Raw genomic sequence first — 15,120 nt, 5'->3', positions numbered from 1 at the left:
TCATTGTTTTTTATTGTATTTGTTTGAAGATATTGTCTATACTTTCTTTTTTTAACGGATTGTTATTTTTAGAATATAGGTTTTGAGCAGTTAAAGGTTTCCCTAGTTTAGTATAAAATAGACCTGTAGATTCTATTATTGTAGGATTCAAGTTTTTAAAATGCATTTTTAATTTATTTACAACGTACTTAAATTCAGTTGTCTTACAATCTAAATATATTTTCTTTTCAATTTGATTGAAATTTTCAGTCAATAATAATTTATATAAATCTTCTACATCTGTTGAAGTGTCTAGTAAATCAATACTAAACTGTAATCTTTTTAAAATTTTTAAAAGCCAATTTTTATCTTCTTTTAAATAACCAAATGAAACTTTTTTATTTAGCTTCTTAGAGACTTTTGTATTTGATTTTAATTCTGTTTTATTAGTGGTTTTATCCTTGTTTTTAACAATATCGTATTCATTTAAAACTTCATTAAAATGGTGTTTATAGATTTCCTCAACTGTAAATCTGTCTTCTTCACCATATTCAGCAAATCGTTCTTGTAATTCTAAATACAACCAGATCATATTTGTTTTTAAATACTGAATAACAAAGGTGTTCTCTTCTTGGATGTTTTCTCTATGAAAATTATATTTTTTGATGTAATTATCTACATTTCGTAGATGATGTTTGTATTGGTCAAAGATTTTTTGATAATTGAAAATATGTTCGTGTTCTATTGCATTCTCTGGAAAGCTATCAATTAATTTATTAAACTTATTGCAAGTTTCAATATCAATTAATTTTTTATAATATTTTCGTTTAGCTCCAAAATCTTTTTCGGTAAAACTTATTGTAAATAGAGGAGGAGTTTTGTAAGCAACGCTGTTTTTAAAATTATTATTCAGTTCTTTATAATCACGTTCGTTTTTTTTGTCCTTATGGATTCCTTCTGTTATGGAAATTAAGGAAGCGTAAATATCGTTTATCATTATAAGTCTAAATTTATTTTGTTAGCAGCTTCTCTTTTTTTGTCATCAATAACTTTGGCATATATTTGAGTTGTTCTTAATTCTTTATGTCCTAATAGTTTTGAAACTGTATAAATATCTGTTCCTAGTGTTAATTGTAGGGTAGCATAGGTGTGTCTTGCACAATGGAAAGTTATTGTTTTTGTTATTCCTGCTTTCATCATCCACTGTTGTAATTTTAAATTTGACCAAGCACTATAATTCAAACCTTTAAAAATTTGGTTTTCTTGATTATCTTCTTCACCTAATAATGTTCTTGCTTGTTCTGATATAGGAAGGGTTTGTGTTCCTTTTGTTTTCTTTTGAGTGAATCTGATGTAATATCCCATTTCTTTAGAATGTTGAATTTCTGACCATTTTAATTTTACTATATCAGACCATCTTAAGCCTGTTAAAGTAGAAAATATAAAAGCGGTTTTTAAAATAGGAATTTCACATTCTGTTTTTGCTGCTGCTTGTAATTCATCTAAGGTTAGAAATTCACGTTGAGGTTCTCCTTGTTTAAAATGCTTTACATTTTGCCCAGGATTAATTTTTAGAATATCATCTTTAACAGCTTGTTTTAGTGCAGCCATAAATTTACCAAAATAAGAATGCTTTGAGTTTTGAGATAGTTTTTTATTTGCTCTACCAATGGCATCTTTATCTAAATAGTTTCTGAAATTCTCTACAAACGTTTTATCAACATCTTTAAAGCTTATATCATTTGGACAAAATTTATCAAGATGTTTTAACATACTATTCCAATTGCCATAATTACCAGCACTATTGTTTTTGGTTTCAGCTAATGTCTTAATGTAACTAATAAAACTGCCTTTTAATTTTTCAATATTATCAAAACCATAGATTCCATTTTGTAATTCAATCTGTCTTTGTGCGCAAATAGTTTCAGCTAGTTGTAAGGTTTTTTTATTAACCTCTCTTTCTGTTGTAGTTTTAGGGTTAGGAGTGAGGTATAGTCTTAAATATTCAGTTTTTCTTTTACCTTTATGATAATAGTCGAGGTATAAACTTATATTTTTATTCTTCTTTCTTTTTCTTAGCGTTACTTTCATAGCTTATTCATTAAATAAATTTTCAATTTGTTTTTTAGATACTATTCTTTTTCTACCAAATGGTACAGCTTTTAATCGTCCATTTTGAACCATTCTCTGAATGGTCCACCTGCTAACACCAATAAGTTGAGAAGCTTCTGTAATACTTAAGTATTCTTTATTTGTATTAAGAACTGTATTAGTATTATTGATTGTTTCGTTTTTTATTTCAGTTTCAGAAATAGCAGCATTTATTTTTTCTTGTCTTTTTCTTAGTTTCCAAGCTTTCTTGCCACAAGAATTACTACAATACTTAGTTACTGTTGTTCGCGCTGTAAATGTCTTATTACATTGCTGACAATTTTTTAAAAGATATATGTTACTACTCATCCTTTTGGTGCGTTAAGTAGCCTTATGGGTCAATAGGTAGCATTATGGTGCATAATATTTCCTATGTGTTTTTATTTATCTATTTGGGCAACAAATAATGAAATAAGGCAACGATTATACAACGAATTTAATCAAAAAAGAGCTAATAAGCAACAAATAAAGGAAGATATATTTGGTTAAATTAAAGAAAAACAAGTAGTTATGTAATAAAAGAAAGGTAATTACTTTCCAATACAAAAGTTTCCAAAAATATGCCCTAAAATGTCTTTGTCAATGTCATATTCTCCAGTAATGTTGCCTAAATGACGCAGACATTCTCTAATATCAATAGAAAACAAATCTGTAGAAATTTCTAAATCAATACCTTCCTGAACAGAGTTTATAGCCATTAATGCATTATTCAGTGCTTCAAAATGACGAGAATTGGTAACAATAGTTTCATTATTACTCAAAGCACCAATATTTACTAAAGAAGTTAACTCATTTTTAAGTCCATCCATTCCAGTTTTGTTTTTTGCTGAAAGAGGAATTAAATTTTCAATTTCTGATTTTAAATTTTCAATTTCATCAGTAGAAATTAAATCTGTTTTATTGGCAATAACTAAAAGTCTTTTATTAGGAAAACGCTTTTTAATGCTGTCAATTTCTTGTTGTCTTTGTTCTTTTTTCTCTTTTCTAGGGTCTATAATAAAAATTATCAATTGTGCATTTTCTGCTTTTTCGTACGCTTTTTTAATTCCGATATTCTCTACAACATCTTTGGTTTCTCTAATTCCTGCAGTATCAATAAACCTGAAAGCAACACCATCAATAATCAACTCATCTTCTATAGCATCTCTTGTAGTACCTGCAATCTCAGAAACAATGGCTTTTTCTTCATTTAAAAGTGCATTTAAAAGTGTAGATTTTCCAACATTAGGTTCTCCAATAATAGCAACCGGAATACCATTTTTCATGGCATTACCAAAAGAAAAAGAATCGATTAAACGTTTTAAAACAAAAGAGATTTTTGCGACTAATTCTTTAAATTTGGTTCTATCTGCAAATTCTACGTCTTCTCCAGAAAAATCGAGCTCTAACTCTATTAAAGCAGCAAAATCTAGTAATTGAACTCTTAATTCTTTTAATTCATTAGTAATTCCACCTCGCATTTGTTGAATTGCCATTTGATGACTTGCAGCTGAGTTCGAAGCAATGACATCAGCAACAGCTTCTGCTTGAGATAAATCCATCTTTCCATTCAAAAAAGCACGCATGGTAAATTCACCATTATCAGCCATTCTACAACCATTTTGTAAAAATAACTGAATAATTTCTTGTTGAATAAAACTCGATCCATGACAAGAAATTTCCACCACATTTTCTCCTGTATAAGAATTTGGATTTTTAAAAACAGACACTAAAACTTCATCTATAATCACAGTATTATTAATAATATGACCTAAATGAATAGTATGCGATTTCTGGTTTTTAAGCGATTTTCCTTTTTTAACAGATTTAAAGAATGTATTAACAATGCTAATTGCATTTTCTCCAGAAAGTCTAATTACAGAAATTGCACCAACTCCAGAAGGAGTAGCTAAAGCAATAATAGTATCGTTTTTAATCATATTGCAAATATACACAGCTTAATTAGTTTGTAAATGTATCTTTGTAACAAAACAAGAATTTGTGCGTCAAATAAGTACATAACTAAACTTTAAATATAAAAATGAAACAAAACAGACAATTATTAGTACTTACACATTTAAGCCAATTATTAGATTTTGTAACGGGTATTGGTGGTTTTATAGTACCATTAATTTTATGGCTTACAAAAAAAGATGAAGTTTTAGATATGGATGCGCACGGAAAAGCAATTTTAAACTTTAGAATTTCTATGTTTATCTATATTTTAATTTGTATTCCTTTAATTTTATTATTAGGATTAGGTATTCTAGGATTAATTGCAATTGGGTTTTTCTATTTAATTTTCCCTATAATTAATGCTGTAAAAGCGAGTAATAACGAAGCTCCAAGTTATCCTTTTAGTATCAATTTTATAAAATAGAAAAAGAAATATGGTAGCAATAAAATCGCTCTTTTGGGTGATTTTTAAGGGCGTTACCTTTCAGGTCGGGCTTTTCACTATATCCCTGAAACAGGTTCAGGGGATGCCGTTGCAATCCTTAACGTAGGTGTATTTGTTAATTTTTAGATTAAAAGAGAAGTTTATATATTCTTAATAACGTCTTCATATTCATAATAGAAGAGCTCAAATGCGTTCATGGTCTCAATATAAAATTCATAGCAATCTCTCCATGTATTTTTGTTATGAATACTAAATTTACCATCAAATGGAACATAAATTCTATGAATTTGCTTTCCGTTTTCTAATTGATAACCATCATCAAAAATAACTTCTGGAAGTTCATTTTCTAGTAAAGTTTTTAAAGAAATCATTTGTTCGTAATACAATAAGTTGACCAATTCATCCGGGGTTTCAATGTCTAAACAAACAGCAGCTTTTTTTCTATCTGCTACAAACTTAAAAGATAATCCTTTTATTTTTGTATTGTATAATAACCATTTTCTTGGAAATGATTTTCCAAAACTGGTCCAGAATTCTTTTCTGAGTTTAGCAGCTTCTTCTTTAGAGAACATTACCCGTGAATTTTAGCTAATTTTCCACGTTCTCGCATCATTTCAGCTTCGAAAACCAGTAAATTATTCCATTTTTTATCTACAATTTCTCTATCTTGATATTTACGAGCAAATTGTAAAAAAGTGGTGTAATGATTGGCTTCAGAAATCATCAAGTTATTGTAGAATTTAGACAATTCTTCATCTTCCATGTTTTCAGAAAACACTTTAAAACGCTCACAACTTCTAGCTTCAATTAATGCAGCAACTAACAAACGTTGAATTAAAGCATCTGTCCTGTCTTTGGTTTTTGGGAAAAATTTTTGCAACCTTACTGCATAATCATTTTTTTGCTCTCTACCCAAAACCATTCCACGTTTTACCATTAATAAATGCACCATTTTAAAATGTTGCATTTCTTCAATGGCAATATTGCTCATTTCTTTAACAAGTTCAGTTTCTTCGGAATAATTAATGATGATAGAAACTGCATTAGAAGCTGCTTTTTGCTCTAAAAAAGCATGGTCTGTTAATATTTGCTGTAGATTGTCTTTTGCAATTTCTGCCCAAGAAGTTTCAGTTTCAAATTGTAATCCTAACATTTGTATTATATCGTTTTTTGCAAACCCATACCAAAATAGGCGAGTGCTTTAATTTCTTTTATGCCTTTTATACGTCCTTTACCAATTATTAAAAGTCCATTTTCTGAAGCTTCTATGTGATATTGTTTGTTACTTTCAAAAAACAAAATTAGTTCATCTGTAAAAAAATCTCTAATTTTTTCTTCATTTTCTCCCGCCAGATAAAAACGTCTACTAAAATCTGGATGTTCATCAAAATCAATATCAGTATAGCCAGCAAAGTCTAAAATATATTCAAATATACCTTCCTTATCTAAAGTAAAATTGGGAATAGGCTTTAAAGTGTGAATGTGTAGCATTGTTGCTTTATATATTTGTTTTGCAATTAATGCACCCTCAGAATATTCTACATCAAAAATGGTACAATCCTCATTTGATAACACGTTAGAAACTTTATTTATTTTACGGGTTTTAAAATACCCAAAGGTAGGTAGCTCTTCCATCTCTCGAGCGGAAAAAGCATTGTACTTCCAATGCATTTCTTCACTTATTTGCTGTATAGATATTTGACGTTTTGTAAGTACAACATTTTCATTAATTACATTTTTTTGCTGAGTTTTACGTAAGGCAAATGGGTGCTCACTGCCAGATTTAGAATCATCCAAACCAATTACTTCAAAATGTCCACCTTTTCTTGAAAATGATTCTGCATAGTTGCTCATATTCTCCATTACAGAATGGTCTACAAAATCACATAATGAAAAATCGATAATAGCATCTTCAGATTGAGGTATTTGGTCTAATTTTCCTTTAAGCTTTGTATAATTTAAAAAGCTAGAAAAATTTTTGACACTTACATAAAATTTTTCATCCTCTTTAAACATTAGAACATTAGGTTTTAAGATGTTTTTTAGAAACAACATCATATTTTTATTAATAATGATATGAATAATGAAAGTTATGAATATACCAACTAAAATACCTGTTATTAGATTTGTTAAAATTGTTGTAAATAAAGTAACTAAGAAAATAATAAGCTGTTCTTTACCAATTTCAAACACCTTTTTAATGTTTTCTGGTGAAGCTAATTTATAACCTGTAAAAACTAAAATAGCAGCTAAAGCTGACAAAGGAATTTTACGCAATTCTGCAGCAAAAAGTAAAATAAAAACAACTAAAAAGGATGCGTGAAAAAAATTTGCAGATCGATTAGTCCCTTTATTATTTACATTAACAGAACTTCTTGCAATAACTGTAACTACATTTAAACCTCCTAAAAAACCACTAATAACAGTAGCGAAACCTAAAGCGCGAATGTCTTTATTTACGTTAGAACGCCTTTTTAAAGGGTCTAATTTATCAACTGCTTTAATGCTTAATAAACTTTCTATACTAGCAATTAAGGTAATACCTATAACTGCACTTATAAAATTGGTTTGATAGACAATTGAGAAATCTGGAAAAGCAAAATTTGATAAAATATCATTAGGTAAACTGATTAGTAATTTTTTATCAATGGGATAATTTGAAACAGAAAGCAAATCAAAATAATAATAAATAGCTACACTTAAAACTACTATCCACATTGGAGCTGGAATTAATTTGAGATATTTATTTCTGATTTTACTATAATAAACCATAATTAACAAACTACCAATACCTATTAATCCTGCATAAAATGTACTAGAATTATCGCTTTTTACAAGGTTATAAATGCCTTCTGGAACTTGAATTAATAATTCTACAATACTTCCTTTGACATCAAGATTACCTAACATCACGTGAATCTGTTTTGCAAAAATTCCAATTCCAATTGCAGCTAGCATTCCTTGAATTGCAGAAGCAGGAAAGAAATCACCTAGAGCTCCCATTCTTAAAAACCCAAGAATAACCATAATAATACCAGAAATTACTATCGCTGCTAGAGTGTACAAAAAACCTTGTTGCATATCTCCATTTCCAAGTGTGGTAATAGAGGCAAGTATGACTACAACTAAACCGTTTCCAGGTCCGGTAATAGTAACATTTGACCCACCTAACAAGGCAACAACAGTTCCTCCTACAATAGCAGCTATAATTCCTGAAATTGGAGGAGCTCCAGAAGCTAAAGCTAACCCTAACCCAAGAGGTAGTGCAATTAATGAAACTACAAACCCAGAAAATAAATTTTGTGGAACATCACCCAAAAACGTTTTAAAAGTATTTTTCTTTTTCATTTATTTTACTATTAATACATCAGTTGGTAATTCAGATAATATATATTCAATGTCATGTGGAAAAATTCTATCAAAAATCCCAAGTTTATTTGGAGCGTTCATGACTAATAAATCAGCTCTTTTAATTTTAGCATAATGACCAATAGAATACCCTCTTTTTCCAAAAATACTTTGTGTTTTAACAGTAATGTTTTTGCTTTTTATATCCTCTAAAATGTGTTTAACGCGTTGATCTTCTCTAGTTGTCAGTCTTTCTTTGGCAATATTTGCTTTTCGTAAAGTTTTATCATCATTTACTTTAACATGTAATTCTTCTTGACTAACTTCTTCAACAATTGTAATTTTAGTACATTCTAAATATTTTGAAACAACAAAAGCTGTTTTAATGGTTTCTTCAGTTTTTTCGTCTTTTAATCCATTAACAACGATATGTTTACAAGAAACTCTTTCTAAAGAAGGTTTTATTAAAAGTAACACAGAACAAGGCGCTTTTCGAGTAATTTTTCTGGCAATAGAGCCTACATAATATTTTAATAAATTTTCTTTTTGAATTGCACCTAAAATCAATAAGTCTATTCTTTCTTGAGAACATGTTTCTAAAATCACTTTTACAGGATTCCCTTCTTTCCAGATACTTTTAAAAGGGTTTTTTAATTTATCAGCTTCAGATAAAAGAACGTTTAAATCTGTTTTTTTTTGGTTAGATTTTGTACCTACATGCACACCAACTAATTGCGCATCAAACATATTAGCGAGTCTAACAGCTTCAAAAATATTAGCTTTTAAATTTGGAGAAAAAGCAAAACCAATTAAAATTTTATGAATTTTTTGCAAAAAATAGGAATAAAGGTTAGGTTATTGGTACAATATAGGAAACTTTATAAGAAAGAAAAAAACTATATTTTTATTTTTAGGATGAGGAAACATTCTTAAATTTACATTTAATCGATTATCAATTTTTATGTTAGAATTAGCCGGAATTATCATTTTAGGAATATTAGCACAATGGGTGGCTTGGAAATTCAAAATCCCAGCAATTTTGCCATTAATTTTAATCGGTTTATTGGTAGGACCAATAGCTGCTGAATTTTTTAGTGATGATGGTGCTAAATGGATAGAACCCATTTGGAATGGCAAAAAAGGGCTCTTTCCAGGTGAAGGTTTGTATTATTTTGTTTCTTTAGCAATAAGTATCGTACTTTTTGAAGGTGGGTTAACTTTAAAAAGAAGCGAAATCAAAAATGTTGGGCCAGTAATTACTAAATTAATAACCTTGGGTTCTGCTGTAACTTTTTTTGGAGCAGGAATTGTTGCGCATTATATTTTTAATTTAGGTTGGGAGCTTTCATTTTTATTTTCTGGTTTAATTATAGTAACAGGACCAACAGTAATTACACCAATTTTAAGAAACATCCCAATGAAAAGAGATGTTTCTACAGTTTTAAAATGGGAAGGAATCTTAATAGACCCAATTGGAGCCTTAGTAGCAGTATTGGTTTTCGAGTTTATAAGTGTTGGAGGTGGAGGCGGGTTTACTAAAACAGCATTAACAGAATTTGGTAAAATTCTACTATTTGGGACTACTTTTGGGTTTACATTTGCCCATGCATTGGCTTATGCAATTAATAAAAAATTAATTCCACATTATTTATTAAACGTAGTTTCTCTATCTACTGTTTTATTGGTTTTTGTTGAGTCAGAAATATTTGCACATGAATCTGGCTTATTGGCAGTTGTGGTTATGGGAATGGTACTAGGAAATAGTAAACTCAGCAACCTAAAAGAACTTTTATATTTTAAAGAATCTCTAAGTGTTTTATTAATTTCCATTCTTTTTATTTTACTAGCAGCAAACATTAATATAGAAGATTTAATGCTTTTATATACTTGGAAAACTGCTGCTCTTTTTGGTATTGTAGTTTTTGTAATTAGGCCTTTAGCAGTTTTTCTTAGTACTCGAAAATCGAAGCTAAAGTTTAATGAAAAGCTTTTTATTAGCTGGGTTGGACCACGAGGTATTGTTGCAGCAGGAATCGCTTCATTATTTGGTAGTAAATTATTAAAACAAGGTGTAGTAGGTGCAGAATATATTACTCCTCTAGTTTTTATGATTGTTTTAGGTACCGTTTTATTAAACGCAACAACTGCAAGACTTTTTGCGAAAATGGTTGGAGTTTTTCTAAAGAAATCTGATGCAATTTTATTTGTTGGGGCTTCGAATCCTTCAAGATTAATAGCAGGATATTTACGAGATAAAGGTAAAAGAGTTATACTGATAGATTCTAATCAGGCTTTTATTCAAGAAGCTTTAAAAGATGATATTGAAGCTTTTAAAGTTGACGTTTACGATGATGATTTAACGAATAATATAGAACTAAATGATGTCGGGTATTTAATTGCAATTACAGGAAGTGATGCGGTTAATAATCATGCAATTAATAGTTTTTCTAAGATTTTTGGAGAGCATGGGGCTTATAAAATTGCTTCTACACAAGAAGCTATAGAAGGAGACTTAGAAAAGAGAGAACACTTTTTTACACCAAATGATGATTATATCAATTTAAGTGAAGCTTTTAGAGATAATCCAGATATTATTGAAGTAAGCATATCTTCTGAAGAAGAATACAATAACATATTAGAGTTATTGTCTAAAGAAGAAAAATCAATTCCTTTGTTCATAGAAAAAGGAGATGGTATTTACTTAATCCCCGAATTTGAAAAAACCGAAGAAACCAAACAAGATTTAGTTTTATCTTATCTAGGGAAAGATATTGGAGATGCTTATAAATCTAGTTCAAAAGTCTGACGTAATTTTTCTAATAACGGATTTTTCTCTTTTAATTTTTTGTATTTTTCTTGCGGAGTATAGGCAAATTTTTTCTCTACAGTTTCATTTAAAATAGTAACAATATCAATTCCATAGTTGTTTAATTTTTCTCTTAAAAACTTAAGTAATTTTGGTCTTCCTTTATGAAACTGATCTTGCATCAATTTGTTGGGTACTGTAAATGAAATTTTAAAGTTATTTTGAAGTTTAGGAAGGTCAGTGCTTACAATGGAAGCCATACTTTTTTCTCCTTTTTTGATAAGTAAATCAGCATATTCCTTCCAAAGAGTTTGCAATTGTTTTTCAGTAAATATATCTTTTGGATGATTTTCAAAATTCTCTTCAATATCAGATTTTTTAACTTCTTTTTTCTGTTGAATACTCTTTAAAGATAAGGAAGAAGTTCTTTTTTGAACAGACTTTAAAACAGGTTTTTCAAGTTTAGGTTTTGGCTCAGTATTTCTCTTAGGCTGAACAACTTCTATTTTTTGTTGAGAAGGTTTTGCAATTTCTTTAGCAGCTGGAGAAAGTGCTTGAAAAAATGTTGCAGGAATTATGTAGTTAGCTGACTTTTTTTTTTCTCCATCAAAAGTGATAGAGGCAATTTGCATTAAGGTCAGTTCAACTAATAACCGTTGATTTTTACTGCCCCTGTATTTTAAATCACAATCATTAGCTTTATCAATAGCTTGCATTAAAAAAGGAATACTAGCTTTAATAGCCTGTGTTAAATATTTTTTTTTGGCATTATCACCGACTTCTAATAGTCCAAGTGTTGTTTTATCTTTGGCAACCAATAGATCTCTAAAATGACTTGCTAATCCGTTAATAAAATGATGACCTTCAAACCCTTTACCTAAAATGGTATTAAATGCATTTAAAACGTCTGGTATTTTATTGTTAAGCAATAAATCCGTCATATTAAAATATGTATCATAATCTAATACATTTAAATTTTCTGTAACCGCTTCTCTAGTTAATAGATTACCAGAAAAACTAACCACTCTATCAAAAATAGACAAGGCATCTCGCATTGCTCCATCTGCTTTTTGAGCGATAATATGAAGGGCATCATCATCTGCAGAAATGTTTTCTTTTTCACAAATAATCTTAAGATAATTTTTTGCATCTAAAATCCCAATCCTTTTAAAGTCAAAAATTTGACAACGCGATAAAATGGTCGGAATTATTTTGTGCTTCTCAGTAGTTGCTAAAATAAAAATAGCATGTGGGGGAGGTTCTTCTAAAGTTTTTAAAAAGGCATTAAATGCGGCTTGAGACAACATGTGTACCTCATCAATAATATAAACTTTATATTTTCCAGTTTGAGGCGGAATACGAACTTGATCTGTTAAACTTCTAATATCGTCTACAGAATTGTTAGAAGCTGCATCTAATTCAAAAATATTAAATGCAAAATCTTCATCTTCAGGGTGTTCTGTATCTTGCTGATTAATTTTCTTTGCTAAAATTCTTGCACAAGAAGTTTTACCAACTCCACGTGGGCCAGTAAATAACAATGCCTGAGCTAGATGATTATTTTTTATAGCATTTTCTAAGGTATTTGTTATAGCTTTCTGCCCAACAACATCCTCAAAATTTTGAGGTCTGTATTTACGTGCTGATACTATAAAATGCTCCATAGATTTGTTAAAGTTCACAACAAAAATAAGGTTCTATTAAGATTTCTGCAACATGTATTCTTAACAAAATGCTAAAGTTGTAAACAAGTTGTAAATTATAGGTAATTAATTCGTCTAAGACAGCATCGGAATTATTAATTTCGTTTTAAAAGTTCTGAAAATTGTACTAAGAGTTGGTTAAATTACTCTTGGTGCAGTTTTCTATTAAAAAATATAATTATTTGTAGATGAAAATTTTTAGATCAATTTTTACTGTAGGATTATCAATTTTAATATTCTCTTGTTTAGGTTTTTTTAATAAAAATGACAATGAAGTTAAAACAGAATTTATACCAACTAAAAAATCAAAAGTAGCTTATTTTGCTAGTGGTTGTTTTTGGTGTGTAGAAGCTATTTTTGAAAGCGTAAAAGGTGTAGAAGAAGCAGTTTCTGGTTACGCTGGTGGCAATACATTAAATCCCACTTATAAAAAAATTGGAACGGGAAAAACAGGACATGCAGAAACTGTGGCAGTGTATTATAACCCTAAAAAAGTAAGTTTTGAAACTCTAGTAAAAGTATTTTTTGGTTCTCATAATCCTACGACTATAAATGGGCAACATCCAGATTATGGAACACAATACCGTTCAATTGCATTTTACAATAATGACAAAGAAAAACAAATTATAGAAAAAACCATTTACAGATTAAATAAGGATATTTATGGTGGTAAAATAGCAACCGAGGTTAAAAAGTTTAAAAAATTTTACAAAGCAGAAGAGTATCATCAAAATTTTGAAAAAAGAAACCCAAACCAAGGTTATGTAAAAGCAGTTTCAATTCCAAGATTAAATCGATTTAAAAAGAAGTTTCCAGCATTATTGAAACACCAAAATCATTAGGGATTTAAAAGAAAATGTTTTCAAATTAGTTTATGTCAAAAATTAAAATGGTAAAATTTAAAAAAGCATTTCAATTTAGAAAGGCTATAAAAGAATGATTTTTACTCTTTATAAATTTTATCATATAAATTTTGATAAATTTTCTTAATCACAGCACGTTTCATTTTCATAGTAGGTGTTAAATGCCCTTCATCTATAGACCAAACATCTGGTGTAAGTTCGAAACGCTTAATTTGTTCCCATTTTCCAAAGTTTTTATTACATTTATCTACTTCTTTTTGAATTCTTTTTATAATTCTATCAGAGGCAATAATTTCTTCATTAGAATCTCCAATCTGTAATTCTTTATGTTTAATCCAATCTCTAAGAAACTCAAAATTTGGTTGAATAATGGCTGCAGGCATTTTCTCACCTTCACCAATAACCATTACTTGTTCTATAAATAAAGATTGTTTTAACTCTCCTTCTAATAATGGAGGAACAACATATTTGCCACCTGATGTTTTAAACATTTCCTTGGTTCTTCCGGTTATTTTTAAGAATCCATCTTCATCAATTTTTCCTTTATCACCAGTATGGAAATATCCATTTTTTATTACATTATTTGTTCTTTCTTCATCTTTATAGTAACCTTGCATTACGTTTGGCCCTTTAACAAGTATTTCTCCATTCTCTGCTATTTTTACTTCAACGCCATCAATTATTTTACCAACAGTACCTACTTTAAAGCCGTTATTTCTCTGATCGTTAACAGAAACAACAGGAGAAGTTTCCGTTAATCCATAACCTTCCATTATTGGCATTCCAGCAGCTGTAAAAACCCTAGTTAAACGTTGCTGTAGAGCTGCACTACCGGAAACCATCAATTTTAATTCGCCTCCTAAAGCAGCTTGCCATTTAGAGAAAATAAGTTTTTTAGCTAAACTTAATTTTTTCTCATACCACCATCCATTTGCACCATTTGGCTCATATTGTAAGCCTAAATTTACCGCCCAAAAGAATAATGCTTTTTTAATTCCAGATAAAGCTTCGCCTTTTAAAATTATTTTATCATAAATTTTTTCATACAAGCGTGGAACAGCAGTCATTACATTTGGTTTAATTTCTTGAGCATTTTCAGAAAGTTTTTCTATAGATTCAGCAAAGTATGTAGATACACCACAGTATTGATATAAATAAAGAATCATTCTTTCAAAAATATGACAAACAGGTAGAAAACTTAATCCTTTGTCTTTGCCATTATCAAGAGGAACTCTTTCGAAAGAACTAAGAACATTAGAAACAATATTTTTATGGCTTAACATTACACCTTTTGGTTTTCCTGTAGTTCCAGAGGTGTAAATTAAAGTAGCTAAATCATCTTCTTTTACATTGGCTTTTCGATCTTCAACAACATTTTGATTACTTTCATCTTTTCCAGACTCTAAAACTTCTTTCCAACTTTTTTCTCCTTTGATATCATCAAAAGTAAAAATGGCTTTTAGTTTGGTTTTCTTTTTTATTTTGTTGATTTTTTGAAGTACTTCATCATCAGAAACAAAACAATAAATAGATTCTGAGTGATTTAAAACATACTCATAATCTTCTTTAGAAATAGTTGGATAAATAGGAACATTCTGTGCACCAGTCTGTAAAACTCCAATATCACAAATATTCCATTCTGTTCTATTTGTTGATGAAATTACAGCAATTTTATCATTTGGTTTTACACCTAAATTGATTAATCCTCTACTAATTTGATTGGCTTTATCAATATATTCTTTTGTAGAAATACTCTCCCATTCGCCACTTGTTTTAGAAATGAATGCTTTATCTAAATTGTATTTTTCTAATTGATAATAAGGGAAATCGAATAGTCTTGTTACTTCTACTGCCATATATTTTATTTTGAAGTAGGCAAATTAGTTAAAT

The 15,120-nt window shown here is 29.2% G+C and carries 13 protein-coding genes; 3 read left to right on the top strand and 10 right to left on the bottom strand.

Translation table 11 applies throughout. The annotated features are described in order from the left end of the window. Positions 1-10: 10 nt before the first annotated feature. The 4 genes from DIS07_RS10670 to mnmE all read right to left on the bottom strand — a co-directional run bounded on the left by DIS07_RS10670 (position 11) and on the right by mnmE (position 4,049). A complete protein-coding gene (locus DIS07_RS10670; protein ID WP_109405242.1) occupies positions 11-976 on the bottom strand; it encodes a DUF6617 family protein in 966 nt (321 codons plus the stop codon). Then, positions 976-2,070 carry a site-specific integrase gene (locus tag DIS07_RS10665; protein ID WP_109405241.1) on the bottom strand — a complete coding sequence of 365 codons (1,095 nt, stop codon included), beginning with the start codon at positions 2,068-2,070 and terminating at the stop codon, positions 976-978. The genes DIS07_RS10670 and DIS07_RS10665 overlap by 1 nt, the downstream gene beginning before the upstream one ends. Before the next feature lie 3 nt (positions 2,071-2,073). Then, positions 2,074-2,439 (bottom strand): helix-turn-helix domain-containing protein, encoded by a 366-nt coding sequence (locus DIS07_RS10660; RefSeq protein ID WP_109405240.1) that lies wholly within the window; start codon positions 2,437-2,439, stop codon positions 2,074-2,076. A 221-nt stretch (positions 2,440-2,660) separates the two neighbouring features. After that, a complete protein-coding gene (gene mnmE / locus DIS07_RS10655) occupies positions 2,661-4,049 on the bottom strand; it encodes a tRNA uridine-5-carboxymethylaminomethyl(34) synthesis GTPase MnmE (protein WP_109405239.1) in 1,389 nt (462 codons plus the stop codon). 101 nt (positions 4,050-4,150) lie between these two features. Here mnmE and DIS07_RS10650 point away from each other — a divergent pair, with 101 nt between their 5' ends. After that, a complete protein-coding gene (locus DIS07_RS10650) occupies positions 4,151-4,489 on the top strand; it encodes a DUF4870 domain-containing protein (protein WP_109405238.1) in 339 nt (112 codons plus the stop codon). Between the two features lie 161 nt (positions 4,490-4,650). On the opposite strand, the gene DIS07_RS10645 is transcribed toward DIS07_RS10650, so the two are convergent. The 4 genes from DIS07_RS10645 to DIS07_RS10630 are packed head-to-tail and all read right to left on the bottom strand — an operon-like array spanning position 4,651 to position 8,692. Next, a complete protein-coding gene (locus DIS07_RS10645) occupies positions 4,651-5,082 on the bottom strand; it encodes a DUF4268 domain-containing protein (RefSeq protein WP_109405237.1) in 432 nt (143 codons plus the stop codon). Continuing rightward, complete coding sequence (gene miaE, locus DIS07_RS10640; protein WP_109405236.1) at positions 5,082-5,663, bottom strand: tRNA-(ms[2]io[6]A)-hydroxylase; 582 nt, start codon at positions 5,661-5,663, stop codon at positions 5,082-5,084. The genes DIS07_RS10645 and miaE overlap by 1 nt, the downstream gene beginning before the upstream one ends. A 5-nt stretch (positions 5,664-5,668) precedes the next feature. Continuing rightward, entirely contained in the window at positions 5,669-7,858 is a 2,190-nt protein-coding gene (locus DIS07_RS10635) for a SulP family inorganic anion transporter (RefSeq protein ID WP_109405235.1), read from the bottom strand. Continuing rightward, positions 7,859-8,692 carry a universal stress protein gene (locus tag DIS07_RS10630; protein WP_109405234.1) on the bottom strand — a complete coding sequence of 278 codons (834 nt, stop codon included), beginning with the start codon at positions 8,690-8,692 and terminating at the stop codon, positions 7,859-7,861. 127 nt (positions 8,693-8,819) lie between these two features. Here DIS07_RS10630 and DIS07_RS10625 point away from each other — a divergent pair, with 127 nt between their 5' ends. Continuing rightward, positions 8,820-10,664: a cation:proton antiporter gene (locus DIS07_RS10625; RefSeq protein WP_109405233.1), complete on the top strand. Its 1,845-nt coding sequence runs from the start codon at positions 8,820-8,822 to the stop codon at positions 10,662-10,664. Here DIS07_RS10625 and dnaX read toward each other — a convergent pair. Further along, positions 10,640-12,328 carry a DNA polymerase III subunit gamma/tau gene (gene dnaX / locus DIS07_RS10620; protein WP_109405232.1) on the bottom strand — a complete coding sequence of 563 codons (1,689 nt, stop codon included), beginning with the start codon at positions 12,326-12,328 and terminating at the stop codon, positions 10,640-10,642. The genes DIS07_RS10625 and dnaX overlap by 25 nt on opposite strands. 227 nt (positions 12,329-12,555) lie before the next feature. On the opposite strand from dnaX, the gene msrA reads away from it, so the two are divergent. After that, positions 12,556-13,209 carry a peptide-methionine (S)-S-oxide reductase MsrA gene (gene msrA / locus DIS07_RS10615; protein WP_109405231.1) on the top strand — a complete coding sequence of 218 codons (654 nt, stop codon included), beginning with the start codon at positions 12,556-12,558 and terminating at the stop codon, positions 13,207-13,209. Between the two features lie 101 nt (positions 13,210-13,310). Here msrA and DIS07_RS10610 read toward each other — a convergent pair whose 3' ends face one another. Next, positions 13,311-15,086 (bottom strand): AMP-dependent synthetase/ligase, encoded by a 1,776-nt coding sequence (locus DIS07_RS10610; protein ID WP_109405230.1) that lies wholly within the window; start codon positions 15,084-15,086, stop codon positions 13,311-13,313. Between the last annotated feature and the right edge of the window lie 34 nt (positions 15,087-15,120).

The organism is Polaribacter aquimarinus, from assembly GCF_003129485.1.
GTDB lineage: Bacteria > Bacteroidota > Bacteroidia > Flavobacteriales > Flavobacteriaceae > Polaribacter > Polaribacter aquimarinus.
The sequence above is the reverse complement of the archived record's forward strand: the minus strand, read 5'-3'. Positions and strand labels throughout refer to the sequence as shown.

Bases quoted from the DNA above. Each gene is read 5' to 3' on its own strand.
- mnmE (WP_109405239.1), bottom strand. From the start codon at position 4,049: ATGATTAAAAACGATACTATTATTGCTTTAGCTACTCCTTCTGGAGTT.
- DIS07_RS10610 (WP_109405230.1), bottom strand. From the start codon at position 15,086: ATGGCAGTAGAAGTAACAAGACTATTCGATTTCCCTTATTATCAATTA.
- DIS07_RS10635 (WP_109405235.1), bottom strand. From the start codon at position 7,858: ATGAAAAAGAAAAATACTTTTAAAACGTTTTTGGGTGATGTTCCACAA.
- miaE (WP_109405236.1), bottom strand. From the start codon at position 5,663: ATGTTAGGATTACAATTTGAAACTGAAACTTCTTGGGCAGAAATTGCA.
- DIS07_RS10660 (WP_109405240.1), bottom strand. From the start codon at position 2,439: ATGAGTAGTAACATATATCTTTTAAAAAATTGTCAGCAATGTAATAAG.
- DIS07_RS10650 (WP_109405238.1), top strand. From the start codon at position 4,151: ATGAAACAAAACAGACAATTATTAGTACTTACACATTTAAGCCAATTA.
- dnaX (WP_109405232.1), bottom strand. From the start codon at position 12,328: ATGGAGCATTTTATAGTATCAGCACGTAAATACAGACCTCAAAATTTT.
- msrA (WP_109405231.1), top strand. From the start codon at position 12,556: ATGAAAATTTTTAGATCAATTTTTACTGTAGGATTATCAATTTTAATA.
- DIS07_RS10665 (WP_109405241.1), bottom strand. From the start codon at position 2,070: ATGAAAGTAACGCTAAGAAAAAGAAAGAAGAATAAAAATATAAGTTTA.
- DIS07_RS10670 (WP_109405242.1), bottom strand. From the start codon at position 976: ATGATAAACGATATTTACGCTTCCTTAATTTCCATAACAGAAGGAATC.
- DIS07_RS10645 (WP_109405237.1), bottom strand. From the start codon at position 5,082: ATGTTCTCTAAAGAAGAAGCTGCTAAACTCAGAAAAGAATTCTGGACC.
- DIS07_RS10625 (WP_109405233.1), top strand. From the start codon at position 8,820: ATGTTAGAATTAGCCGGAATTATCATTTTAGGAATATTAGCACAATGG.